Source organism: Citrobacter sp. wls711 (assembly GCF_005281055.1).
Lineage (GTDB): Bacteria > Pseudomonadota > Gammaproteobacteria > Enterobacterales > Enterobacteriaceae > Citrobacter > Citrobacter gillenii.
Genome location: NZ_SZXC01000025.1, coordinates 96,712 through 118,973, shown reverse-complemented (window position 1 = coordinate 118,973; position 22,262 = coordinate 96,712). Strand labels below are relative to the sequence as shown.

25 protein-coding genes and 1 other annotated feature are annotated in these 22,262 nt (G+C 52.1%); of the genes, 8 read left to right on the top strand and 17 right to left on the bottom strand.

Annotated features, from left to right (window positions below; all coding sequences use genetic code 11):
• Positions 1–4: 4 nt before the first annotated feature.
• From FDW98_RS10420 to FDW98_RS10405, 4 genes are read left to right on the top strand one after another with little or no spacing between them, the layout of a single operon-like run.
• Entirely contained in the window at positions 5–1,033 is a 1,029-nt protein-coding gene (locus tag FDW98_RS10420) for a hemin-degrading factor (protein ID WP_096757242.1), read from the top strand.
• Positions 1,030–1,851, top strand: coding sequence for a hemin ABC transporter substrate-binding protein (locus tag FDW98_RS10415; protein WP_096757243.1), 822 nt, complete (start codon positions 1,030–1,032; stop codon positions 1,849–1,851). The genes FDW98_RS10420 and FDW98_RS10415 overlap by 4 nt, the downstream gene beginning before the upstream one ends.
• Entirely contained in the window at positions 1,851–2,843 is a 993-nt protein-coding gene (locus tag FDW98_RS10410; RefSeq protein ID WP_096757244.1) for an iron ABC transporter permease, read from the top strand. The genes FDW98_RS10415 and FDW98_RS10410 overlap by 1 nt, the downstream gene beginning before the upstream one ends.
• Entirely contained in the window at positions 2,836–3,615 is a 780-nt protein-coding gene (locus FDW98_RS10405; RefSeq protein WP_096757245.1) for a heme ABC transporter ATP-binding protein, read from the top strand. The genes FDW98_RS10410 and FDW98_RS10405 overlap by 8 nt, the downstream gene beginning before the upstream one ends.
• Here FDW98_RS10405 and selO read toward each other — a convergent pair.
• The 14 genes from selO to thrS form a co-directional block, all read right to left on the bottom strand.
• Positions 3,612–5,054 (bottom strand): protein adenylyltransferase SelO, encoded by a 1,443-nt coding sequence (gene selO, locus FDW98_RS10400; protein ID WP_096757246.1) that lies wholly within the window; start codon positions 5,052–5,054, stop codon positions 3,612–3,614. The genes FDW98_RS10405 and selO overlap by 4 nt on opposite strands.
• Positions 5,055–5,115: 61 nt before the next feature.
• Positions 5,116–5,829 carry an EAL domain-containing protein gene (locus FDW98_RS10395; protein WP_096757247.1) on the bottom strand — a complete coding sequence of 238 codons (714 nt, stop codon included), beginning with the start codon at positions 5,827–5,829 and terminating at the stop codon, positions 5,116–5,118.
• Between the two features lie 318 nt (positions 5,830–6,147).
• Positions 6,148–6,612, bottom strand: coding sequence for an NlpC/P60 family protein (locus FDW98_RS10390; RefSeq protein ID WP_096757248.1), 465 nt, complete (start codon positions 6,610–6,612; stop codon positions 6,148–6,150).
• Positions 6,613–6,689: 77 nt separating this feature from the next.
• Entirely contained in the window at positions 6,690–7,439 is a 750-nt protein-coding gene (gene btuD, locus FDW98_RS10385; protein ID WP_096757249.1) for a vitamin B12 ABC transporter ATP-binding protein BtuD, read from the bottom strand.
• On the bottom strand, positions 7,439–7,990 hold the full coding sequence (locus FDW98_RS10380) for a glutathione peroxidase (RefSeq protein WP_096757250.1): 552 nt from the start codon (positions 7,988–7,990) through the stop codon (positions 7,439–7,441). Before FDW98_RS10380 ends, btuD begins: the two co-directional genes overlap by 1 nt.
• A gap of 66 nt (positions 7,991–8,056) precedes the next feature.
• The gene (gene btuC, locus FDW98_RS10375; protein ID WP_096757251.1) at positions 8,057–9,037 is read right to left on the bottom strand and encodes a vitamin B12 ABC transporter permease BtuC; all 981 of its coding nucleotides are present in this window, start codon (positions 9,035–9,037) and stop codon (positions 8,057–8,059) included.
• A 279-nt stretch (positions 9,038–9,316) separates the two neighbouring features.
• Positions 9,317–9,616, bottom strand: a complete 300-nt coding sequence (gene ihfA / locus FDW98_RS10370) for an integration host factor subunit alpha (RefSeq protein WP_003030571.1) — start codon at positions 9,614–9,616, stop codon at positions 9,317–9,319.
• A gap of 4 nt (positions 9,617–9,620) precedes the next feature.
• Complete coding sequence (gene pheT, locus FDW98_RS10365) at positions 9,621–12,008, bottom strand: phenylalanine--tRNA ligase subunit beta (RefSeq protein WP_096757252.1); 2,388 nt, start codon at positions 12,006–12,008, stop codon at positions 9,621–9,623.
• Between the two features lie 15 nt (positions 12,009–12,023).
• Entirely contained in the window at positions 12,024–13,007 is a 984-nt protein-coding gene (pheS, locus tag FDW98_RS10360) for a phenylalanine--tRNA ligase subunit alpha (protein ID WP_045442121.1), read from the bottom strand.
• A gap of 125 nt (positions 13,008–13,132) precedes the next feature.
• Positions 13,133–13,257, bottom strand: a sequence feature (Phe leader region).
• Entirely contained in the window at positions 13,208–13,252 is a 45-nt protein-coding gene (gene pheM, locus FDW98_RS23395; protein ID WP_001386830.1) for a pheST operon leader peptide PheM, read from the bottom strand. (Overlaps the previous feature by 45 nt.)
• A gap of 120 nt (positions 13,258–13,377) precedes the next feature.
• Positions 13,378–13,734 (bottom strand): 50S ribosomal protein L20, encoded by a 357-nt coding sequence (gene rplT, locus FDW98_RS10350; protein ID WP_003030578.1) that lies wholly within the window; start codon positions 13,732–13,734, stop codon positions 13,378–13,380.
• A 55-nt stretch (positions 13,735–13,789) separates the two neighbouring features.
• Positions 13,790–13,987, bottom strand: coding sequence for a 50S ribosomal protein L35 (gene rpmI, locus FDW98_RS10345; protein WP_003030583.1), 198 nt, complete (start codon positions 13,985–13,987; stop codon positions 13,790–13,792).
• Between the two features lie 96 nt (positions 13,988–14,083).
• On the bottom strand, positions 14,084–14,626 hold the full coding sequence (gene infC / locus FDW98_RS10340) for a translation initiation factor IF-3 (protein WP_071830666.1): 543 nt from the start codon (positions 14,624–14,626) through the stop codon (positions 14,084–14,086).
• Between the two features lie 3 nt (positions 14,627–14,629).
• On the bottom strand, positions 14,630–16,558 hold the full coding sequence (gene thrS, locus FDW98_RS10335) for a threonine--tRNA ligase (RefSeq protein ID WP_096757253.1): 1,929 nt from the start codon (positions 16,556–16,558) through the stop codon (positions 14,630–14,632).
• A gap of 305 nt (positions 16,559–16,863) precedes the next feature.
• Between thrS and yniD the strand changes: the two genes are divergently transcribed.
• Positions 16,864–16,971 (top strand): small membrane protein YniD, encoded by a 108-nt coding sequence (gene yniD, locus FDW98_RS10330; protein ID WP_096757254.1) that lies wholly within the window; start codon positions 16,864–16,866, stop codon positions 16,969–16,971.
• A gap of 186 nt (positions 16,972–17,157) precedes the next feature.
• On the opposite strand, the gene FDW98_RS10325 is transcribed toward yniD, so the two are convergent.
• Positions 17,158–17,391 (bottom strand): hypothetical protein, encoded by a 234-nt coding sequence (locus FDW98_RS10325; protein WP_096757255.1) that lies wholly within the window; start codon positions 17,389–17,391, stop codon positions 17,158–17,160.
• A 265-nt stretch (positions 17,392–17,656) separates the two neighbouring features.
• The gene (locus FDW98_RS10320; RefSeq protein ID WP_096757256.1) at positions 17,657–18,415 is read right to left on the bottom strand and encodes a YdiY family protein; all 759 of its coding nucleotides are present in this window, start codon (positions 18,413–18,415) and stop codon (positions 17,657–17,659) included.
• 287 nt (positions 18,416–18,702) lie between these two features.
• Here FDW98_RS10320 and pfkB point away from each other — a divergent pair, with 287 nt between their 5' ends.
• Together pfkB and FDW98_RS10310 are read left to right on the top strand one after the other, a co-directional pair.
• A complete protein-coding gene (gene pfkB, locus FDW98_RS10315; RefSeq protein WP_096757257.1) occupies positions 18,703–19,632 on the top strand; it encodes a 6-phosphofructokinase II in 930 nt (309 codons plus the stop codon).
• 263 nt (positions 19,633–19,895) lie between these two features.
• Entirely contained in the window at positions 19,896–20,756 is an 861-nt protein-coding gene (locus FDW98_RS10310; RefSeq protein WP_096757258.1) for a fructosamine kinase family protein, read from the top strand.
• A gap of 68 nt (positions 20,757–20,824) precedes the next feature.
• On the opposite strand, the gene FDW98_RS10305 is transcribed toward FDW98_RS10310, so the two are convergent.
• Positions 20,825–21,361, bottom strand: coding sequence for a YniB family protein (locus FDW98_RS10305; protein ID WP_096757259.1), 537 nt, complete (start codon positions 21,359–21,361; stop codon positions 20,825–20,827).
• A 170-nt stretch (positions 21,362–21,531) separates the two neighbouring features.
• Here FDW98_RS10305 and hxpB point away from each other — a divergent pair, with 170 nt between their 5' ends.
• Positions 21,532–22,200: a hexitol phosphatase HxpB gene (hxpB, locus tag FDW98_RS10300; RefSeq protein ID WP_096757260.1), complete on the top strand. Its 669-nt coding sequence runs from the start codon at positions 21,532–21,534 to the stop codon at positions 22,198–22,200.
• Positions 22,201–22,262: the final 62 nt, after the last annotated feature.

Genomic DNA, 22,262 nt, shown 5'->3' with positions numbered 1-22,262 from the left:
GGCAATGAATTACTACACCCGCTGGCTGGAACTGAAAAAAGAACATCCTGGCAAATACGCCCGTGACATCGCAGGTCTGTTGCATATCAGCGAAGCTGAACTGACCTTTGCGCGCGTTGGTCATGACGCCTGGCGCCTGCGCGGTGAGGTGCGCGAGATCCTCAGTGCACTGGAGGCCGTGGGCGAAACCAAATGCATTTGTCGCAATGAATACGCGGTGCATGAAGTTATTGGCGCGTTTACGAATCAACACCTGAACGGCCATGCTGGGCTCATTCTGAATCCGCGCGCCCTCGATCTGCGCCTGTTCTTGAATCAATGGGCCTGCGCATTTCACATCAGCGAGAACACCGCTCACGGCGAGCGCCAGAGCATCCAGTTTTTCGATAGTCAGGGCGACGCGTTGCTAAAGGTCTACACCACGCAGCATACCGATATTGCTGCCTGGGGCTCGCTGCTGACCCGTTTCATCTTTGCGGAAAACCCACCGCTGATGCTGCAAACACTCGAAACCGCCGTTTCTGGCGTTAACGCAGACGCTACGGTGGTAGATGCAGAGTGGCGCACCATGACCGATGTGCACCAGTTTTTTGGCTTGCTGAAACGCCACAACCTAACCCGTCAGCAGGCCTTTCGCCTGGTGGGTGACGATCTGGCCTGCAAAGTGACGAACAGTGCGGTGGCCCAATTGCTGGAAACTGCACGTCAGGATGGCAACGAAATTATGGTATTTGTCGGCAACCGCGGCTGCGTGCAGATTTTTACCGGCGTGGTAGAAAAATTGGTGCCAATGAAAGGCTGGCTGAATATTTTCAACCCGACCTTTACGCTGCATCTGCTGGAAGAGACCGTCGCCGAGACGTGGGTCACGCGTAAGCCGACCGCTGACGGTCACGTCACCAGCCTGGAACTGTTTGCCGCAGACGGTACGCAAATCGCCCAGCTGTATGGGCAGCGTACGGAGGGCGAGCCAGAACAGAAGCAATGGCGTACGCAAATCGACGCGTTAGCACCGAAAGGGCTGGCCGCATGAAGATACTGTGGGTCCTGATGGCGTTTCTGCCGCTGACGGCTCAGGCCGCACCCGAAGAGAAAGTGGTCGCCCTCGGCGGTGACGTGACAGAGATTGTCTTCGCGCTGGGCGCGCAGTCATCCCTTGTGGCGCGGGATAGCACCAGCCAGTGGCCGGCGGCGGCAACGGCATTGCCGGACGTGGGCTATTTACGTCAGCTCAATGCCGAAGGGATCCTGGCCACCCGCCCTACGCTGGTTTTGGCCAGCGCGCAGGCGCAGCCCTCATTGGTGCTTGAACAGCTCAAGCAAAGTCAGGTCAACGTTGTTACGGTACCGGCAGGTAATGCGCTTAGCGTGATTGATGAGAAAGTCCGGGTGATTGCACAGGCAACCCATCGTCAGGCTCAAGGTGAGGCGCTACGCCAAACCCTACGCCAGGCGCTGGCTGAACTGCCCTCCTCGGAACTCAACAAACGCGTGCTGTTCATTCTCAATCACGGCGGAATGACCGCCATGGCGGCCGGACAGCAAACCGGAGCCGATGCAGCCATTCGTGCCGCAGGTTTGCGCAACGCTATGCAAGGGTTTACCCGTTACCAACCCTTGTCTCAAGAAGGGGTGATTGCCAGTCAGCCCGATCTGGTGGTGATTTCCCAAGACGGCGTCAACGCGATGGGGGGTGAAGATAATCTGTGGACGCTGCCGGGACTGGCGCAAACGCCCGCTGGTCGTAATAAGCAGGTGTTGCAGATTGACGATATGGCATTGCTGGGTTTTAGCGTGCGTACGCCGCAGGCCATCCAGCAACTGCGTGCCAAAGCGGAGCAATTGCCCTGATGCCCTGGCGTATCACCTGCTCTTTGTGGATGCTGGCCGCTACGCTGGTCGTGATGACGATTGTGGCTACCGGTTTTGGCGCATTGCGTCTGCCGGTAAGCCTTTTCTGGCGCGAGGGAGATGGCGCGCTGCGTCAAATCTGGCTCACTATTCGACTACCGCGCGTGCTGCTGGCACTGGTGATTGGCGGTTCACTGGCGCTGGCGGGCTGTGTGATGCAGGGGTTGTTTCGCAATCCACTTGCCGATCCGGGCCTGCTGGGGATCAGTAGCGGAGCCGCCTGCGCCGTCGCATTGTGGGTAGTATTACCGGTCACCTTACCGGCGCTGCTGATGCTGTATGCCCCGATGCTGGCGGCGTTTCTCGGCGCACTCGCCGCCACCGGGGTGATTTTTTTTCTCAGTCAACAGCGCGACGGTTCGCTTTCACGCCTGTTGCTGGTGGGTATTGCCATCAATGCATTGTGCGGAGCTGCGGTCGGCGTGTTGTCGTGGGTCAGCAATGATGCGCAACTGCGCCAGTTGTCGCTGTGGGGGATGGGCAGTCTGGGGACCGCGCAGTGGTCAACACTGCTGGCGGTCACTTCGCTGATGCTGCCCACTGTGCTTTTCATCTGGCGTTTATCCCCGACGCTGAATCTGCTGCAGCTCGGAGAGGAAGACGCGCACTATCTTGGCGTGGATGTCCGTCGGGTGCAGTGCATTTTACTGCTATGCAGCGCACTGTTAGTAGCCGCAGCCGTCGCGGTCTGTGGCGTGATTGGTTTTATCGGTTTGGTTATCCCTCATTTGATGCGCATGTGGCTTGGTAGCGATCATCGGGCGGTGATCCCAGGCTCTGTATTGGCGGGGGCATGTTTACTGTTGATCGCCGACACCCTCGCGCGAACAGCGGTTTCGCCCGCTGAGATGCCGGTGGGTCTGTTGACCAGTATTCTCGGTGCACCGTGGTTTTTGTGGCTTATTTTTCGTCAGCGAGGTCCGCATGGCTGAACATTTCATCGCCGAAAATCTGCACTATCAAGTGGCGGATCGTTCGGTGATTCGCGACGTGTCACTGACGCTGACAAAGGGTGAACTGGTGGCGTTGATCGGCCCAAATGGTGCGGGGAAGTCCACGCTGCTGCGCCTGCTGACCGGCTTTCTGACGCCGACAGCCGGGCGCTGCTTACTGAACGGAAAACCGCTGAATGACTGGCGTATACAGAGTCTGTCTCGCCATCGCGCAGTCATGCGGCAACAAACACAGATAGGCTTTGACTGGCAGGTCGAGGCCGTGATCGCCATGGGGCGAACGCCCTGGACCCAACAACCCGAACCGGCGCTTATTGCTCAGGTGATGGTGATGACCGGATGTACACCGCTAGCTGGCAGGCACTACGCCGCGCTTTCCGGCGGCGAGCAGCAACGTGTACAGCTTGCCCGTGCGCTGGCGCAGTTGTGGTGCGACGGCGCGCCGCGCGGCTGGCTATTCCTTGATGAACCTACTTCAGCGTTAGATCTCTACCACCAGCAGCAACTGTTACGTTTGTTAACGTCGCTAACGGCTGTGGGGGAGTTACACGTATGCGTAGTCCTTCACGATCTCAATCTTGCCGCGTTGTGGGCCGACAAAATTATCTTGCTCCATGACGGACATATTGTCTCTCAAGGGACGCCAGAAGCCGTATTACAGGCCAATGAGCTGATGCGCTGGTACGGCGCCCAGCTTCACATTGGCCTGCACCCGGCTAACGCCTCGCCGCATGTTTTTCTCGCCCGTTAGCTTGAACAACTGACTTCCAGCCGCTTACCCCAGTCTGGCGGACGGCTGACATAGTCATCATCCCTGTCGGCATACGGCGTGCGCAACGCAATGTGTAAGCGATGCAGTTCAGCGTAATCCCCCTGCTCTGCCTGGCTAATTGCCCGCTGCGCCAGCCAGTTGCGTAACACCATTGCCGGGTTGGCAGCTTTCATTTGCGCCTGTCTTACATCGTCCGCCACATTGTCCTGTTGCAAACGTGAACGATAGCGCGCAAACCAGTCATCAAATGCTGCGCGGTCGATAAACTCATCGCGCAACGGCGAAGACGCGCTATGTTGCTCCGTCTGACTCAGCATACGAAACGTTCGCGTAAAATCGCTTCTTTCCCGTGCCATCAGGCTAAACAGTTCGCTGAGCAATTCGTTATCGTTTTTTTGCTCGCTAAAGAAGCCCAGCTTTTGTCGCATCCGCTGCCCATAACGGGTCAGCAGCGCCAGTTGATAGTTATCCAGCGCGTCATTGAGTGCGTCGGCCGCAATAAACGGCGACAGGGTTTGCGCCAGCCGCTGCAAATTCCACAGCGCGGCAGCCGGTTGATTATCGAAACTGTATCGCCCCTGGTGATCCGAATGATTACAGATAAAATCAGGCACATAGTCATCCAGAAAACCGAAGGGACCGTAGTCCATCGTCAGCCCGAGAATCGACATGTTGTCGGTGTTCATCACCCCGTGCGCAAACCCTACCGTCTGCCAGTTGGCAATTAAGGTCGCGGTGCGCGTGACCACGTCCTGAAACCACCGTTGATATTTATCCGCCTCGTCCTGCCAGTGCGGCCAATAATAGCGAATCGCAAAATCGGCCAGTTGACGTACTTTTTCCGGTTCACGACGATAGTAGAAGTGTTCAAAGTGACCAAAGCGCATATGACTTTGCGCCACGCGAATCAGCATCGCCCCGGCTTCTACCGTTTCGCGGTAGACCGGCGTGTCGCTGGTGACCACCGACAGCGCTCGCGTCGTGGGGATCCCGAGATAATGCATGGCTTCGCTGGCCAGACTTTCGCGGATCGTCGAACGCAGTACCGCACGCCCGTCTCCCATGCGCGAATATGGCGTAAGTCCCGCGCCTTTCAGATGCCAGTCAAGCGTCGAGCCATCGGCGAGCAGCTGTTCGCCCAGCAGGATCCCGCGTCCGTCACCCAACTGCCCTGCCCAAACACCAAACTGATGTCCGCTATAGACCTGCGCCAACGGCGACATGCCGGGAAGCAGCGTTTCACCGCCGCAAACGCCTGCGTTATTTTCACTATTAAACAACGTAGCCGGGATCCCTGATTGCTCAGCAAGCATATCGTTATGCCAAATTACGCGCGCATTTTTCAGGGGAGTAGGCGAAAGTGCCGTATAGGTTGCTGGCAATTCATCACGCCAGCGGGTGGTAAAAGACAGGGTCATAGGGCCTCCTGCCTCTAGTGTAGACTGTTAACGAACGGTTAAACACCGGCAAATGCAAGGGTTATCCTTGCATCAATGAGGTTATCTGCGCGGGTAAGACAGCCGGCCATAGCGCACCCTGCATGGCGCTGAATCCCAGGGGCAATACCCGTTCGAGCATCTCCTGCGTATCAATGCCGCTGATTATTATTGATTCGCAGTCTGGGGATATTTGTGCCTGAATGGCGCGCATAAAAGGCTCAAACGAAATTTGCGTAATACGTTGTTGAACAAAGTGTTTATCCAGTACGACACGTTTGAACAGGCCATCAAAAATTGCACGCGTGGATATGCCTGGCGCACCGAAGTTGGTCAAGACTAATGGAAATCGCACCGCTAATGCCGCCAGTATTGGATTTTCTTTACCCTTGTTTAACTCGGGAAAACTTTCATTAATGGTTAATTCAATAAATGAAAATCGTTCAATACGCGAAGCATATTCTGCATCTAATAATAAAGTATTAGCGACTGCTGGAGTTAAATTAAGCCACGCAGAAATGTTGCGTTGAATAAAAAAATGTTGGCATGTTTCGATTAATTCGAGTTTTTCGCTAAATAAACGACGCTGCTCATCGTCCGACATCCGAGGTATGACCAACCCTGATGGCATATGCACTACGCCGTCAGGACTAACAAAATGGGTGATGATGTCTACGTATTTAAGATCGCCTCCTGCACTTCTCGCAGGAAGAAAAGAGAACTCAGAATGATAAAGATTATCCAGTGAAACTATCATTGTGCCAGCCCCGCTGCATGGGTGTAATCCGGCATCCTGTAGCAAAGGATGGAAAAATACGTCACATCAGATGCAAATTGAGGCTCTTTCATTTTTCCCTTTTTAGCCAGTAAATCGAATCCTTTTTTTTAGCTTATCCTGATTATAAGCTAATATCCAGCTTTGTACTTTTTAATAACTCGGCATAAATCATATTTTTAGCAAAATACTCTCTTAATGCACAGGGTTATTGTCAGTGCAGCAGCAGAAGTGAAAGTTGACTTTAAATGGCGATGATGGAGCTGCTTCATACATGACCAGCCCCATCACCCGAGAGATTTAAATACGTCGCGCCTGCCAGAAATTTTTACGCCAGTAGACATTATCAAGCGAGGAGCGCATCACGCCACGACTGGTGGAGGCATGAATAAATTGATTATTGGTATCGTAAATACCGACGTGTAGCCCGCTTTCACCCGATCCGGTTTTAAAGAAAACCAGATCGCCTGGCAGCAATTCATCTTTATCAATTTCGGTACCAATCTTTGACTGCGTGCGCGTATCGCGTGGTAATTGCAGGTCGAATTTATCGCGCATCGTCATCAGTACAAATCCAGAACAATCCACGCCGCTCCGGCTCATTCCTCCATAACGATAAGGTGTACCACGCCAGTGCTGTAACTGGTCGTTAAGACCGGCAATCACGGCGATAGAGTCCGATAACCGGGCATTGGGTGCGGGAGCGCGATGGCTACTGCACCCTGCCAAAAACAAAGCTGTGATAAAAAGAAGCCAAAAACGCATGCAGGACGAATCCTCTATTTTTTATTCTTGCGCCAATTTAGCGTGGAAATAATGGGGTTTTCAAGAGCCCATTTAACTTAAGTGGTTGATATGAGCATTCTGTGGCCTTCGATATCCAGACGACGGAAGTTTACGCCATAAGCCTGAGAGAGATTAGCCGGCGTCAGCACCGCATCGCGTGTACCACTGGCCAGCAACTTCCCGCGCTTGAGTAACCAGGCTTTGTGCGCATGACGCAACGTATGGTTCAGGTCATGACTGCTCATCACAATTGCAATTCCCTGCTGACAGAGTCGGCCCAATAGGCGGTCCAGCGCATTTTGTTGCGCAACATCCAGACTGTTCATCGGTTCATCTAACAGCAACAGTTGGCCGTGCGGATTAGCCTGCGGACAAATTTGCAGTATTACCGCCGCAAGACGCACCCGCTGCCATTCGCCGCCAGAAAGCTGATTCGACCCACGACCAAGTTTATCACCCAACCCAAGCGCGTCGGCCGTCTCCTGCAGCAAATCGGTACGCGTTTTATCAGGCTGATGCAGCGTCAGAAAATGCCAAACCGGCATGGCAAACGGGGGGGGTTGTTGTTGCGCAAGATAAGCGCGATGTTGCGCCAGTTTTGCCGCAGGCCAGTCATCGAGCGGCACATCACCCAACACGATGGTTCCTTCACCGGTCGTTAACCCCGCCATCCTCGCCAGCAGCGTGCTTTTTCCTGCGCCGTTGGGTCCGACAAGGTGCAGGATCTCCCCGGCCCTTATTTCACCGGAAAGCGGGCCAAGCCGGGTCGATTCCGCCACATTCTGGAGCTGCATCAAAGGAGACATTATTTTGCCAGCGCCGCGTTGATATGTTCCACAAGGATGGGGTCTTCAGGCGTCATATCGGGTGAAAAACGCTGTAAAACCTGACCATCGCGCCCGACTAAAAACTTCTCGAAATTCCACAGAATATCGTCCGGGTAGAGCGGCGCGCGCCCTTTGCTCGCCATGCGCGCATAAAACCCACTGTCGGCTGGCGCTACGGCGGTGGGCGCGGCGGCAATCAGCTTCTGATACAGCGGATGGCGCGCTTCGCCGTTGACATCTATTTTACTGAACATGGGGAAAGTAACGCCCCAGGTAGTACTGCACCAGGTTTTAATTTCCTCTTCACTACCGGGTTCCTGACCGAGAAACTGATTGCAGGGGAACCCCAACACGGTAACTCCCTGCTCGTGCCATGCTTTCTGCAGATTCTCGAGTTGTTCATACTGCGGCGTTAATCCACATTTTGAAGCAACATTAACAATTAACAGGACTTTTCCGGCATACGCTTGTAATGAGACGACATTTCCGTCGATAGTCGTCACTTCGGTATTGAAAATAGTGTCTTGCATAGCATCTCCAGGTGAATAGTCAGCGATCAATTTTCCGTGTTTAATCATAGTCCGAACCGCAGACGTCTAGCGCCCGGATTTTAACAATAACCAGATAAATACCGGTGCACCCATGGTTGCCGTTACCACGCCGATAGGCAGTTCAGCCGACGCCAGCACCAGACGTGCCACAACATCCGCTAACAGTAACGCAATAGCCCCCGCCAGCGCACAGCCAGGCAGCAATACGCGATGATCGGTTAATCCACACAGTCGCAGAATATGCGGGATAACCAGGCCGATAAAACCAATGGCGCCAGCAAGCGCCACGCTGACCCCCACCATCCAGCCGGTGGCCACCACCAGCAGGTTCCGCCAGAACCATAACGGCAGCCCTAGCTGGCGCGCAGACGTCTCCCCCAGCGCCAGCATATTCATCGGCTGCGACTGACAGCAAATCCACAGTAAAACGGGCAGTAGCGCGACCATCAGCCAGGCCTGCTGCCAGTCGACACCGCCAAAGCCGCCCATCATCCAGTACATTAACTGTCGCAGATCAAAAGAGGTTGAGAAGTAGATAGCCCACGTCATCAAGGCGCTACAAATAATACCCAGCGCCACGCCTGCCAGCAGCAGACGGCTGGTCGACAGGTGGCGGCGGGCAAAACGCAGAAGGATAAGCGTGATGATCAGCGCCCCGGCAATCGCGCACAGGCCCAGCGCCCAGCCGGGTAACTGGCCCTGCCCCAATAGCACCGCGGCGATGAGTCCAACGCCTGCGCCGTTAGACACGCCCAGCAGGCCTGGTTCGGCTAAGGGGTTTTCGAACAGCGCCTGCATCACAGCACCGGACAGCGCCAGCGCGGCACCGACCAGCAGTACGGCCAGCGTACGAGGAAGTCGAATTTGCCAGACGAACAGATCGCCACGGGCGCTAAACCAGTTGCCGGGCGCAATCCACTGTTCGCCTGCGCACAGGCTGAGGATCGTTGCCAGCAGCATCAGCGCTGACAGAGACAATATCCAGCGTACATTTCGTCGCTGTTGTTGATGGGCGAAGGTCAGCATGTTTTCCATTCTGCTGAAAAGAGATGGGAGGATTTTACGGTGCCGATTCGGTAGTGGAAAGGAAAAAGGCCGCAGAGCGGCCTTTTTAGTTATACCCGTCATACTTCCAGCCGCATGTGCGTTGGCTTTACTCGCTCACCCCAGTCACGTACTTATGTACGCTCCTGGAGATTAGCTACGTCGCCGCCTTCCTGCAACTCGAAGTATTTAGGGTATGTATACGTCATGCTTTGCACTGCCGCTTTGATGGCGGCGTAAGTGACTTAGCGGAACGTCAAATCACTCTTCTTTGGGCGTTGCGTTTTCGACCCGACTTTTTAACTTCTGTCCGGGTCTGAAGGTCACCACGCGCCGTGCTGTAATGGGAATATCTTCGCCCGTTTTCGGGTTACGTCCCGGGCGTTGATTCTTATCACGCAGATCGAAGTTACCAAAACCAGAGAGTTTTACCTGCTCACCATTTTCCAGAGCACGACGGATCTCTTCGAAAAACAGCTCGACCAGTTCTTTGGCATCCCGCTTGCTAAGCCCAAGCTTATCAAACAGATATTCTGACATTTCAGCTTTTGTAAGCGCCATAGGTTCAATCCCTCAATGATGCCTGGAATCGCTCTTTTAATGCCTCTACACATTTGGCGACGGTAGCGGCAATCTCCTCTTCTTCAAGTGTACGGCTGGTATCCTGAAGGATCAGGCTGATAGCGAGGCTCTTATAACCCTCCGCAACACCCTTACCGCGGTACACGTCAAATAAGTTTACGCCAACTACCTGATTTACGCCAACTTTCTTACACTCGGATAAAATATCCGCAGCGGGAACGTTTTCTGCCACCACCACGGCGATATCACGGCGGTTCGCCGGGAAGCGAGAAACTTCACGAGCCTGAGGCACCACGCGGTCTGCGAGCTTGTTCCACTCCAGTTCAAACACTAAAGTGCGACCGTTCAGATCCAGTTTACGTTCCAGCTCAGGATGAACAACCCCAATGAAACCAATACGTTCACCTTTCAGATAAATCGCCGCAGACTGGCCCGGATGTAATGCCGGATTGGCTTCAGCTTTGAACTGAATGTCACCCAGTTTACCGGTCAGGTCGAGAACCGCTTCCAGATCGCCTTTCAGATCATAGAAATCAACGGCCTCTTTTGCCAGGTCCCAGTGTTCATCATAACGGTTGCCGCAGATAGCACCCGCCAACATCAGATCCTGACGGATCCCGAGGTTAGCCTGGGTATCGGGAACAAAACGTAAACCCGTTTCGAAAATACGCACGCGATTCTGCTGACGGTTCTGGTTATACACCACCGTAGACAGCAAGCCGGTCCACAGGGACAAACGCATTGCCGACATGTCGATTGAGATTGGGCTTGGCAGCAACAGCGCTTCTTCACCCGGATGCAGCAGCGCCTGAACTTTCGGATCGACGAAGCTGTAGGTGATCACTTCCTGGTAGCCTTTATCATTGAGCATGGTTTTGACACGCTTCAGCGATAAATCTGCTTCGCGATGCGTCCCCATGATCAGGCCTGCCTGAATAGGCGTATTCGGGATATTGTCATAACCGTATACGCGGGCAATTTCTTCGACCAGGTCTTCTTCAATCGACATGTCGAAACGCCAGCTCGGTGCAACCGCCAACCACTCATCCTGGCCTTCCGTCACGTCACAACCCAGACGACGCAGAATATCGCTCACCTGCTCATCGGCAATATGATGGCCAATCAGACGATCCAGTTTGCTACGACGAAGCGTAATGGTTGCGCGTTTTGGCAACGTACTTTCGTTCGTTACGTCAATGACCGGACCGGCTTCACCGCCACAGATGTCAATCAGCAGACGCGTTGCACGCTCCATGGCTTTGTGCTGCAGCGCCGGATCGACACCACGCTCGTAACGGTGAGAGGCATCGGTGTGCAGACCGTGACGACGCGCGCGACCAGTAATGGACAGCGGGCTGAAGAACGCACATTCCAGCAGGACGTTTTGCGTCTCATCATTCACACCAGAGTGCTCTCCGCCAAAGATGCCGCCCATTGCCAACGCTTTGTTGTGGTCAGCAATAACCAGCGTATCCGCATTCAGTTTTGCTTCGCTGCCGTCCAGCAATACCAGGGTCTCACCCTCTTTTGCCATACGCACAACAATTCCGCCTTCAATGCGGTCTTTGTCGAACGCATGCATCGGCTGACCCAGTTCGAGCAGTACATAGTTGGTCACATCAACCACGGCATCGATGGAACGGATCCCGCAACGACGCAGTTTCTCTTTCATCCACAGCGGCGTTGGTGCTTTAACATTGATACCTTTAACCACACGGCCCAGATAGCGCGGACAGGCGTCAACGGCTTCAACCTGGATTGGCAGCACGTCATCAACTGTCGCCGCCACAGGGACGATTTCCGGCTCAACCAGCGGGGCTTTGTTCAGTACCGCAACATCGCGTGCAACACCGATGATGCCTAAGCAGTCGGCGCGGTTCGGCGTAACGCTGATTTCGATAGTGTTATCGTCAAGCTTCAGGTATTCGCGGATATCGGTACCAATCGGCGCATCCGCCGGCAGTTCGATAATCCCGTTATGATCATCGGAAATACCCAGCTCAGAGAACGAGCACAACATCCCTTCTGACGGCTCACCGCGCAGTTTGGCGGCTTTAATCTTGAAATCGCCCGGCAGAACGGCACCGATGGTCGCCACGGCGACTCTTAATCCCTGACGGCAGTTAGGTGCGCCACAGACGATATCCAGCAGACGATCGCCGCCCACATTAACTTTGGTGACACGCAGTTTGTCTGCGTTCGGGTGCTGGCCGCACTCAACCACTTCACCGACCACTACGCCGTTAAATTCACCGGCAACGGCTTCAACGCCGTCGACCTCGAGGCCCGCCATGGTGATCTGGTTTGACAGCGCATCGCTATCAATTGCCGGGTTTACCCATTCGCGTAACCACAGTTCACTGAATTTCATTGTTTTATCCTGCCTTTATTTAAACTGTTTGAGGAAACGCAGATCGTTTTCGAAGAAAGAACGCAGATCGGTGACGCCGTAACGCAGCATGGTCAGACGCTCCATACCCATACCGAAGGCAAAGCCTGAGTAGATTTCTGGGTCGATACCAACGTTACGCAGCACGTTCGGATGGACCATACCGCAGCCCAGCACTTCCAGCCATTTGCCATTTTTTCCCATTACGTCAACTTCCGCAGAAGGCTCAGTGAACGGGAAATAGGAAGGACGGAAACGTACCTGCAGATCCTCTTCAAAGAAGTTACGCAGGAAATCGTGCAGCGTGCCTTTCAGGTTGGTGAAGTTGATGTTGGTATCAACAATCAAGCCTTCCATCTGATGGAACATCGGGGTGTGCGTCTGATCGTAGTCGTTACGATACACGCGGCCCGGTGCGATAATGCGGATTGGCGGCTGTTTTTCTTTCATGGTGCGGATCTGCACGCCAGAGGTCTGGGTACGCAGCAGGCGCGTGGCGTCAAACCAAAACGTGTCGTGGTCAGCACGCGCCGGGTGATGGCCTGGAATATTCAGCGCATCGAAGTTGTGGTAGTCATCTTCGATTTCCGGTCCCGTCGCCACGGTAAATCCGAGCTCACCGAAGAAGCTTTCAATCCTGTCGATGGTACGTGTGACCGGATGCAACCCGCCGTTTTCAATACGACGGCCCGGCAGGGAGATATCAATGGTTTCTTCTGCCAGACGTGCATTCAGCGCAGCATTTTCTAAATCAGCCTTACGCGCGTTCAGCGCCTGCTGTACCTGCTCTTTGGCTTCATTGATAACCGCACCTGCTGCCGGACGCTCTTCAGGCGGCAGTTCGCGCAGGGTTGTCATTTGCAGGGTCAAATGCCCTTTCTTACCCAAATATTCGACGCGGACATTGTCTAACGCGGCAACATCTGAAGCCTGGTTAATGGCGGCCGTTGCACTGGCAACCAGCTCTGCGAGATGTGACATGGTTTTCCTCGTTGTGTGGCGATATTCATATGTCGCTCATATATACACAAAATCATTCAAGTTGCATCCAGGCGGCAAGAGAGCAAAATGCAGCCAATACAGGGGCCGCTTGAAGGATTACGTGTATAAAAAAAGCCTCCACCAGGGAGGCTCTTAGGCGCTGTTTTCCGTTTCTTCTTTCACGCGCTAGCCTCCCGGATTCAGGTGCTAAAGTAAAAAAAGAAGCGGAAAATAGCAGCATTCATGCTTGCGTTACCTTATGTAGTAAAAACCGGACAACCTTTATTGAAAAGGCTTACGGGTGAATTGTCAACTAATTGATTACGCTACAAATAAAAGAGAGGGAGCCTGGCTCCCTCTTTTCACCGGCTTATGCCAGAGCTGCTTTCGCTTTTTCAACCAGAGCGGTGAACGCTACTTTGTCGAATACTGCGATGTCAGCAAGGATCTTACGGTCGATTTCAACAGAGGCTTTTTTCAGGCCGTTGATGAATTTGCTGTAAGAAATACCGTTCTGACGTGCTGCTGCGTTGATACGCGCAATCCACAGTTGACGGAACTGACGCTTTTTCTGACGACGGTCACGATAAGCGTACTGACCAGCTTTGATAACAGCCTGGAAGGCAACGCGGTATACGCGAGAACGCGCACCGTAGTAGCCTTTAGCTTGTTTCAAAATTTTCTTGTGACGTGCACGGGCAACTACACCACGTTTTACGCGAGCCATATGTGCTCTCCTGTATCTATATTCTTAGTAAAAAAATTAATTAAACGTTAACGGCTTATGCGTACGGCAGGCACGCGATAACCAGACCCAGATCGCCTTTAGACACGAGGCCTTTTGGACGCAGGTGACGTTTACGCTTAGTAGATTTTTTGGTCAGAATATGACGCAGGTTTGCGTGCTTACGCTTAAATCCACCACCACCGGTTTTTTTGAAGCGCTTAGCAGCACCGCGTACGGTCTTAATTTTTGGCATTTTAATAACTTCCACTTCGCATTGTTAATAAACGAAACATAGGCGAACAAAACCTGCGAAGCCCGTAGGCTCCACAGGAATTGCTACTTGAAGGCCTTACTGTTTCTTCTTAGGAGCGAGCACCATGATCATCTGGCGGCCTTCGATCTTCGTAGGGAAGGATTCGACCACTGCCAGTTCACTCAGATCGTCACGGACGCGCGTAAGCACTTCCATACCGATCTGTTGGTGAGCCATCTCACGGCCGCGGAAACGCAGCGTGATCTTAGCTTTATCACCCTCTTCCAGAAAGCGTACCAGGCTGCGGAGTTTTACCTGGTAATCGCCATCGTCGGTGCCAGGACGGAATTTAATTTCCTTAACCTGGATAACTTTTTGCTTTTTCTTCTGTTCCTTAGAAGATTTACTCTTTTCATAAAGGAACTTGCCGTAGTCCATAATACGACAAACTGGCGGTTCGGCGTTAGGGCTGATTTCAACTAAATCTACTCCAGCTTCTTCAGCTTTTTCGATAGCTTCTCTCAGACTCACAATACCCAAAGCTTCGCCTTCCAGACCTGTTAAGCGAACTTCCAGGGCGCGAATCTCGCCATTGATACGATTCGGACGTGCCGTTTGAACTCGTTTTCCGCCTTTAATACCTTATTCCTCCAGTTGTTGAAGACTGCGGCTGCGAATCTCTTGTTGCAGCTTCTCGATAACTTCACTTACGTCCAGGCTGCCCAAGTCTTTGCCACGACGGGTACGCACGGCAACTTTGCCTGCTTCTACCTCTTTGTCGCCACAGACCAACATGTAAGGGACACGACGTAAAGTGTGCTCGCGGATTTTAAAGCCAATCTTCTCATTTCTCAAGTCTGCTTTTACACGAATACCCGCATTTTGTAGTTTCTGCGTTAATTCGTTGACGTATTCAGACTGCGAATCGGTAATATTCATGACCACAACCTGAACCGGCGCAAGCCAGGTCGGGAAGAAGCCAGCGAACTCTTCGGTCAGGATACCAATGAAACGTTCCATTGACCCAAGAATCGCGCGGTGAATCATTACCGGTACCTGACGCTCGTTGTTTTCGCCAACATAAGAGGCGCTCAGACGAGACGGCAGAGAGAAGTCCAGCTGTACAGTACCGCACTGCCATGCGCGATCGAGGCAGTCATACAGGGTAAATTCAATTTTCGGACCGTAGAATGCGCCTTCACCCAGTTGGAACTCAAACGGGATGTTGTTTTCTTCCAGCGCAACCGCTAAGTCCGCTTCAGCACGGTCCCACATTTCATCGCTACCGATACGTTTCTCGGGGCGAGTGGACAGTTTGACGACGATTTTCTCGAAGCCAAAGGTGCTGTACATATCGTAGACCATACGAATGCAGGCGTTAACTTCATCACGAATCTGCTCTTCGGTACAGAAGATATGCGCATCATCTTGAGTGAAGCCACGTACGCGCATCAGGCCGTGCAGCGCACCTGACGGTTCGTTACGGTGACAGCTACCAAATTCCGCCATACGCAGCGGCAGGTCGCGATACGATTTCAGACCCTGATTAAAGATCTGAACGTGGCCTGGGCAGTTCATTGGCTTGATGCAGTATTCACGGTTCTCTGAAGAGGTGGTGAACATCGCATCCTTGTAGTTGTCCCAGTGCCCTGTTTTTTCCCACAGCACACGGTCCATCATGAACGGGCCTTTCACTTCCTGATACTGGTATTCTTTCAGTTTCGAACGAACGAACACTTCCAGTTCACGGAAAATTGTCCAGCCATCGTTATGCCAGAACACCATACCTGGCGCTTCTTCTTGCATATGATACAGGTCAAGCTGCTTACCAATTTTACGGTGGTCGCGTTTAGCCGCTTCTTCCAGACGTTGCAGGTAGGCACTCAGCGCTTTTTTATCGGCCCATGCAGTACCATAAATGCGCTGCAGCATCTTGTTGTTGCTGTCGCCGCGCCAGTATGCCCCAGCGGTCTTCATCAGTTTGAAGTGATGACAGAAACGCATGTTCGGCACGTGCGGGCCACGGCACATATCGACGTATTCTTCATGATGATACAAGCCAGGCTTGTCATCATGGGCAATATTTTCATCAAGGATAGAGACTTTATAGGTCTCGCCACGCTTCACGAACGTTTCACGCGCTTCGTACCAGCTGACTTTCTTCTTAATGACATCGTAGTTTTTCTCAGCGAGCTCGTGCATCCGCTTTTCGAGCGCGTCGACGTCTTCCTGGGTTAACGTACGGTCAAGATCGATATCGTAGTAAAAGCCGTTGTCAACAACCGGTCCGATCGCCATTTTGGTGTGCGGCCAGAGTTGTTTGATCGCGTGCCCTAACAGGTGCGCACAGGAGTGACGAATGATCTCCAGACCTTCATCATCCTTAGCGGTAATGATGGAGAGTTTCGCATCCTGTTCAATCAGATCGGAAGCATCAACCAGCTCACCGTTTACACGGCCAGCGATAGTGGCTTTCGCCAGACCTGGACCGATGTCCAGCGCAACATCCATGGGACTTACAGCGTGGTCGTAATGGCGTTGGCTGCCATCAGGAAGAGTAATAACAGGCATGTTATATCCTTATTTGCAGTGGTGCCCCACACGTAAGAGCACATACAAAGTTTCACTATTTAAAATTTATCAAAAAGGTGTGGGCTGATTCCCGCTTCACTCTGCGAAATATGTCACGCATTACCTGACTGGCAACGCTGTAACCTACACCCGCTTTTTGATAACACCGCCTGACAGTGTACACGGCATTACGGGCCGTTCAAAGCGACAATCAACGCGCCATCTATGATGTAAATCAATTCACTGGCGCCCTGCCGTCTTTGTTACACTATGCGGTAATCATTGTTACTGACCAGGAAAGAACCATGCCAAAAAATCGCTTTGCCAAAAAACACTGGAAAATGGTTGTGGTACTGCTCGTCATTTGCGCGGCAATGCTGATGTTAAGGTGGGCAGCAATGATTTGGGGTTGAACCGTCACGCCGTTAATAAATGGTACTTTGCGTTATTTCGCGATGTACACAGATGCATCCAATAAATTAAAAAAGAGATTTCAATATTACTTTACCGTTTATGACAAAATAAAAACCGGTACATCAATATCCGGTTTTTTCATTACGACATTTGGCTGAATAGACGTCTGGACACTGATGAAGATATTAAGACCATTCGCCAGCCACCAGGGTATGAACATTAAACGCATCATTCATACTTTGGCCAGTTGACTGGGAACCAGGAGCGATATTTGAACCTGCTTCCACATCAGAGGCATGCGTGATGCCAACTTGTGTCGTGTTATCAGACGGTGCGTTGGTGACCGGAACGGCTGCAAACACGCCGAAGGACAGCGCAGAAAGCACGATGACAGCAGCCGTCGCTTTGATATTTTTCATAGGTATCTTCTCTTACTTGAATTAATGCTAAGGTCTGAAGGCGATTAATTGCCTGTAGGTAAGAGTGTAGATCTGGCTCACACTTTTTCCTAGTCAATTTATTTATCAATTCGTGTCAAATAAATTGAATATGTACCCAGAAGAGTAATTATGGAGAAAGTATGAAGAAAAGTTTTTTTCGAAAAAATTAAAATACCGGTCAGAAAATAATAACACTGAAATTTTATTTGGAAAAGCCGGGCCATTTATTTGACCCGGCTTTTTACTACATACGATAGCCGAGCGAAACGGTCGTACGACGATCGGTATGTTCCGGTGCCGTAGCCGGCGGTTCTGAGTTCCAGGTGACGTTATAAGCCACTTTCAAACCGAAGTGTTCGTTGATAGCCACATTTAACGCTGTTTCAGAGTTAAGCGTCGTATCTTCAGCACCAAACACCGACACCCCTTGTGTGAATTTGGTGGTGTCCGTCATCTGCCACGCATAAGCGCCTGACGCATAACCCAGCGGCTGCGTTTCGGTTATGCCATCGGTGTGTTCGTCATAGCGTACGCCTGGACCGAATTCGAAACGGAAGCTGTGTACCGGCCCATTAAGGAACTGACGACCATAACCTGCAGTCAGTACGTCACGCTCGCGATAGCCGTTGTATCGGTCGGTCAACCAACTGGCCTGTCCGAACAGGTAATCATAATCCGTCATATTAAAACGACTACGACCACCTACGGCGTATTTCTCCGAAGAGCGTTCATCATTCGACGAGGTATTGCTGGCGTTACCCCACAGAGACCACGCCGTGGTTTCACCGTACCAGGTCATGGTGGTATCTGCGGTTAAAGAAGAACTTTTTGTGTTGCCTGACTGGGCGAGGTATCCCGCGTTCAGGTTACCTTCAAAGGGTTTTTTCGCGCTGGAGGGGTCATCCATGACAGTAAAAACGGAATCATCGGCGGCGGCATGCATTGACGCAAACACGCCTCCCATCAGCACGAATGCTGCGGGTACTGTCTTCAAAAGCTTCATTTATAAAGAGTCCGTACAACAAAAAAAGAGACCATTACGGTCTCGGAAACTTTCATAGGGATCAATGACAAAAGCCCCTTGAAAGGTAACAAATTATAAAAAGACTCGAATAACATAGCAATAATTTCTTATTTCATTTTTTGAATAAGAGCGTTCTTAAACCGTAATTTTATTTATATATCTTTGCCGAGATAATTTTAAATAAAGATGCGATAAATCATGTTGTTAATTACTTCACTTTCGTCACATTAAGTGCCAGACTGAGGACAGCCTAACAGGAGGTAAAGATGGTACGTATCTATACGTTAACACTTGCGCCCTCTCTCGATAGCGCAACAATCACCCCGCAAATCTATCCCGAAGGTAAACTTCGCTGCACCTCGCCGGTTTTTGAACCCGGTGGTGGTGGTATTAACGTGGCCCGCGCCATTGCTCATCTTGGCGGAAACGCAACGGCTATCTTTCCGGCTGGCGGCGCTACCGGGGAACACCTGGTATCATTGCTTGCCGATGAAAATGTCCCGGTCGCCACCATAGAGGCCAAAGACTGGACCCGGCAAAATCTTCACGTCCACGTAGAATCCAGCGGCGAGCAGTATCGATTTGTTATGCCTGGGGCAACACTTACCGATGACGAGTTCCACCAGCTTCAGGATCAGGTGCTGGAAATTGAGTCCGGCGCGCTGCTGGTGATAAGCGGCAGCCTGCCACCCGGCGTGAAGCTTGAAAAACTCACCCAACTTATTACTGCGGCACAAAAGCAGGGCATTCGCTGCATTGTTGATAGCTCAGGTGAGGCACTGACTGCCGCATTAACGCTCGGCAATATCGAACTGGTCAAACCCAACCTCAAAGAACTCAGCGCGTTGGTTAACCGCGAACTCACACAACCTGATGACGTCCGTAAGGCCGCGGAGGAAATTGTGCACAGCGGTAAAGCGCAACGTGTTGTCGTTTCGTTGGGACCGCAAGGGGCACTGGGCGTTGACGGTGAAACCTGCGTACAGGTGGTACCCCCGCCGGTTAAGAGCCAAAGTACCGTCGGCGCAGGTGACAGCATGGTCGGCGCGATGACGCTGAAACTGGCACAAAATGCGCCATTTGACGATATTGTTCGTTTTGGCGTAGCGGCAGGTAGCGCGGCAACCCTCAATCAGGGTACCCGTTTATGCTCGCAGGACGATACGCATAAAATATACGCATACCTTTCGCGGTAATACCCTTCCCCCTCATCATCAGGGGGATTTACCGACAAAACTGTCGACATACGTGTTATGCGTCTATGCTGAAAAATCACGTGATAACAAAGCAGTGGATCACGTGAACCCATAACTGCAGCGCTCTGACAAGGAGTGAAATAGCAACAAACATTACGTGCTTTTTCAGCGATAACGCGTCCACGGTGTGCGTTGGTTCGTGTTTTTTTACCGCATTATTGCGCTAACCTTATGATCTGGCAGACAACATGGGGAGAGACATCATGTGGCAGGCTATCAGTCGTCTTTTAAGCGAGCAACTCGGTGAAGGCGAAATCGAGCTGCGTAATGAACTGCCCGGCGGTGAGATCCACGCCGCATGGCATTTACGCTATGCGGGGCGCGATTTTTTCGTCAAATGCGATGAAAGGGAGCTGTTAACCGGCTTTACGGCAGAAGCCGACCAGCTGGAACTGCTATCCCGCAGCAATACCGTTTCAGTCCCCAAGGTCTGGGCGGTCGGTGCAGACAGAGACTACAGCTTTTTGGTGATGGATTTCCTCCCTCCCCGTCCACTGGATGCCCACAACGCCTTTATTCTCGGACAGCAGCTCGCGCATCTTCATGAATGGAGCGATCAGCCGCAGTTTGGCCTCGACTTTGATAATGCACTCTCTACCACGCCACAACCCAATACGTGGCAACGTCGCTGGTCTACCTTTTTTGCAGAACAGCGCATTGGCTGGCAACTGGAGCTTGCCGCCGAAAAAGGGATCGCGTTTGGCAATATTGACGCCATTGTTGACCATGTTCAGCAGCGTTTGTCATCACACCAGCCACAGCCTTCACTACTGCATGGCGATTTGTGGTCGGGGAACTGCGCCCTTGGCCCTCATGGTCCCTACATCTTTGACCCCGCATGCTATTGGGGCGACAGAGAGTGCGACCTGGCAATGCTGCCATTACATAGCGATCAGCCACCGCAAATTTATGACGGCTATCAGTCGGTTTCCCCCCTGCCGCTGGATTTTCTCGACAGGCAGCCTGTTTATCAGCTTTATACGCTGCTGAATCGGGCGATTCTGTTCGGCGGGCAACATCTGGTGGTAGCGCAGAAAGCGATGGACAGGATACTGGCGGCTTAACAGATATATAGCGGAAGTTCTTTGCTAATCAGGCCCGCAGCTTTCGCGTGGGCCTGATAGTGACGCGCTTACAAAAAACCTAGTAGCGAAAAGAAGAAATAGCCAATCACGATGACGATAACCGGCAAAATATAGAGCGGGAATATTTGTAAGAAAATCGTATGATGCGGCACGACAATACGCGACTCAATCTGCTCACGCGATACCCCTTCACTGCCCTTCGCCTGCTCCAGAATCAGCTGATCTTCAACGCCTTCACGTAAAAAACGAGCCTGACGGCTCATGCGAGCACCCGAATCCTGCATCGCCAGCCCGATAAAAATAAGAATAAAAATCAGCCAGAAAACCAGATTCAGTCCACTTTGAAAATCAGGTGTCGGTGAGTTATACCAAAACAGGTTAAGAAAGGGAGTGTTTACCCGCATCATGTCAATCATCACGTGGGCAAAGTCGAGCATCACCGCGTTAATCCCCTCCTGCTTTTCACTGTGCGCATACATAAACTTCAGTACTGAAACCAGCGTTGAAATCAGCGCCGGGATGAAAATCACCCATCCCACCAGCCTTTTCAAGACAGCAATGCGTCCAGCTTGTTGATACGTCATGAGTTCCCCTTGATTAAGACGTGTCATTTTGGCCTAAGTTTACCCGTTGATAACCATTTTCGCCTGATCTTTAAAGGCGGTATAATCGAGAATTAGCCATAATGAACGCTGAGAGCCGGTTCACCCAGGCTCTTAATCCCTGCTGTTTCATGTTCAAAGGAGAGGTTGTGATGTCAACCCCGCGTCAAATTCTTGCTGCAATTTTCGATATGGATGGATTACTGGTCGACTCTGAACCCCTTTGGGATCAGGCTGAACTGGACGTGATCGCAAGTTTAGGCGTAGATATCACTCGCCGCCATGAACTGCCCGATACGCTGGGGCTGCGTATTGATATGGTTGTAGATCTATGGTTCGCCCAGCAACCGTGGAGCGGCCCATCTCGCCAAGAGGTCACCGATCGCATTATCACCCGGGCTATCGCCCTGGTTGAAGAGACAAAACCACTGCTGCCTGGCGTACGTGAAGCCGTCGCGCTGTGCAAATCCCAGGGCTTACGAGTGGGTCTGGCATCGGCCTCCCCGCTGCATATGCTGGAAAAAGTGCTGACGATGTTTGATCTTCGCGACAGCTTCGACGCGCTGGCCTCGGCAGAGAAATTGCCCTACAGCAAACCGCATCCTCAGGTCTACCTCGACTGCGCGGCAAAATTGGGTGTGGAGCCCTTATCTTGCGTAGCGCTGGAAGATTCTGTCAACGGCATGATTGCATCAAAAGCAGCACGCATGCGCGCGATCGTCGTACCTGCACATGAGAACCAGGACGATGCCCGCTTTGTTCTTGCTGACGTTAAATTGACCTCGCTGGCCGATCTCACCGTCACGCATCTACGCGGATAATTCCCTGATGGGCAATGGTTGCATTGCCCGTTTTGCCAGGTCAGTCATGTTTTTGAAACGTT

Bases quoted from the DNA above. Each gene is read 5' to 3' on its own strand.
- FDW98_RS10390 (WP_096757248.1), bottom strand. From the start codon at position 6,612: ATGCGTTTTTGGCTTCTTTTTATCACAGCTTTGTTTTTGGCAGGGTGC.
- FDW98_RS10325 (WP_096757255.1), bottom strand. From the start codon at position 17,391: ATGAAAAATATCAAAGCGACGGCTGCTGTCATCGTGCTTTCTGCGCTG.
- FDW98_RS10380 (WP_096757250.1), bottom strand. From the start codon at position 7,990: ATGCAAGACACTATTTTCAATACCGAAGTGACGACTATCGACGGAAAT.
- rpmI (WP_003030583.1), bottom strand. From the start codon at position 13,987: ATGCCAAAAATTAAGACCGTACGCGGTGCTGCTAAGCGCTTCAAAAAA.
- btuD (WP_096757249.1), bottom strand. From the start codon at position 7,439: ATGTCTCCTTTGATGCAGCTCCAGAATGTGGCGGAATCGACCCGGCTT.
- pfkB (WP_096757257.1), top strand. From the start codon at position 18,703: ATGGTACGTATCTATACGTTAACACTTGCGCCCTCTCTCGATAGCGCA.
- FDW98_RS10320 (WP_096757256.1), bottom strand. From the start codon at position 18,415: ATGAAGCTTTTGAAGACAGTACCCGCAGCATTCGTGCTGATGGGAGGC.
- hxpB (WP_096757260.1), top strand. From the start codon at position 21,532: ATGTCAACCCCGCGTCAAATTCTTGCTGCAATTTTCGATATGGATGGA.
- ihfA (WP_003030571.1), bottom strand. From the start codon at position 9,616: ATGGCGCTTACAAAAGCTGAAATGTCAGAATATCTGTTTGATAAGCTT.
- FDW98_RS10395 (WP_096757247.1), bottom strand. From the start codon at position 5,829: ATGATAGTTTCACTGGATAATCTTTATCATTCTGAGTTCTCTTTTCTT.
- thrS (WP_096757253.1), bottom strand. From the start codon at position 16,558: ATGCCTGTTATTACTCTTCCTGATGGCAGCCAACGCCATTACGACCAC.
- FDW98_RS10420 (WP_096757242.1), top strand. From the start codon at position 5: ATGAATTACTACACCCGCTGGCTGGAACTGAAAAAAGAACATCCTGGC.
- yniD (WP_096757254.1), top strand. From the start codon at position 16,864: ATGCCAAAAAATCGCTTTGCCAAAAAACACTGGAAAATGGTTGTGGTA.
- pheT (WP_096757252.1), bottom strand. From the start codon at position 12,008: ATGAAATTCAGTGAACTGTGGTTACGCGAATGGGTAAACCCGGCAATT.
- FDW98_RS10415 (WP_096757243.1), top strand. From the start codon at position 1,030: ATGAAGATACTGTGGGTCCTGATGGCGTTTCTGCCGCTGACGGCTCAG.
- FDW98_RS10310 (WP_096757258.1), top strand. From the start codon at position 19,896: ATGTGGCAGGCTATCAGTCGTCTTTTAAGCGAGCAACTCGGTGAAGGC.
- selO (WP_096757246.1), bottom strand. From the start codon at position 5,054: ATGACCCTGTCTTTTACCACCCGCTGGCGTGATGAATTGCCAGCAACC.
- rplT (WP_003030578.1), bottom strand. From the start codon at position 13,734: ATGGCTCGCGTAAAACGTGGTGTAGTTGCCCGTGCACGTCACAAGAAA.
- pheS (WP_045442121.1), bottom strand. From the start codon at position 13,007: ATGTCACATCTCGCAGAGCTGGTTGCCAGTGCAACGGCCGCCATTAAC.
- btuC (WP_096757251.1), bottom strand. From the start codon at position 9,037: ATGCTGACCTTCGCCCATCAACAACAGCGACGAAATGTACGCTGGATA.
- FDW98_RS10305 (WP_096757259.1), bottom strand. From the start codon at position 21,361: ATGACGTATCAACAAGCTGGACGCATTGCTGTCTTGAAAAGGCTGGTG.
- FDW98_RS10405 (WP_096757245.1), top strand. From the start codon at position 2,836: ATGGCTGAACATTTCATCGCCGAAAATCTGCACTATCAAGTGGCGGAT.
- FDW98_RS10410 (WP_096757244.1), top strand. From the start codon at position 1,851: ATGCCCTGGCGTATCACCTGCTCTTTGTGGATGCTGGCCGCTACGCTG.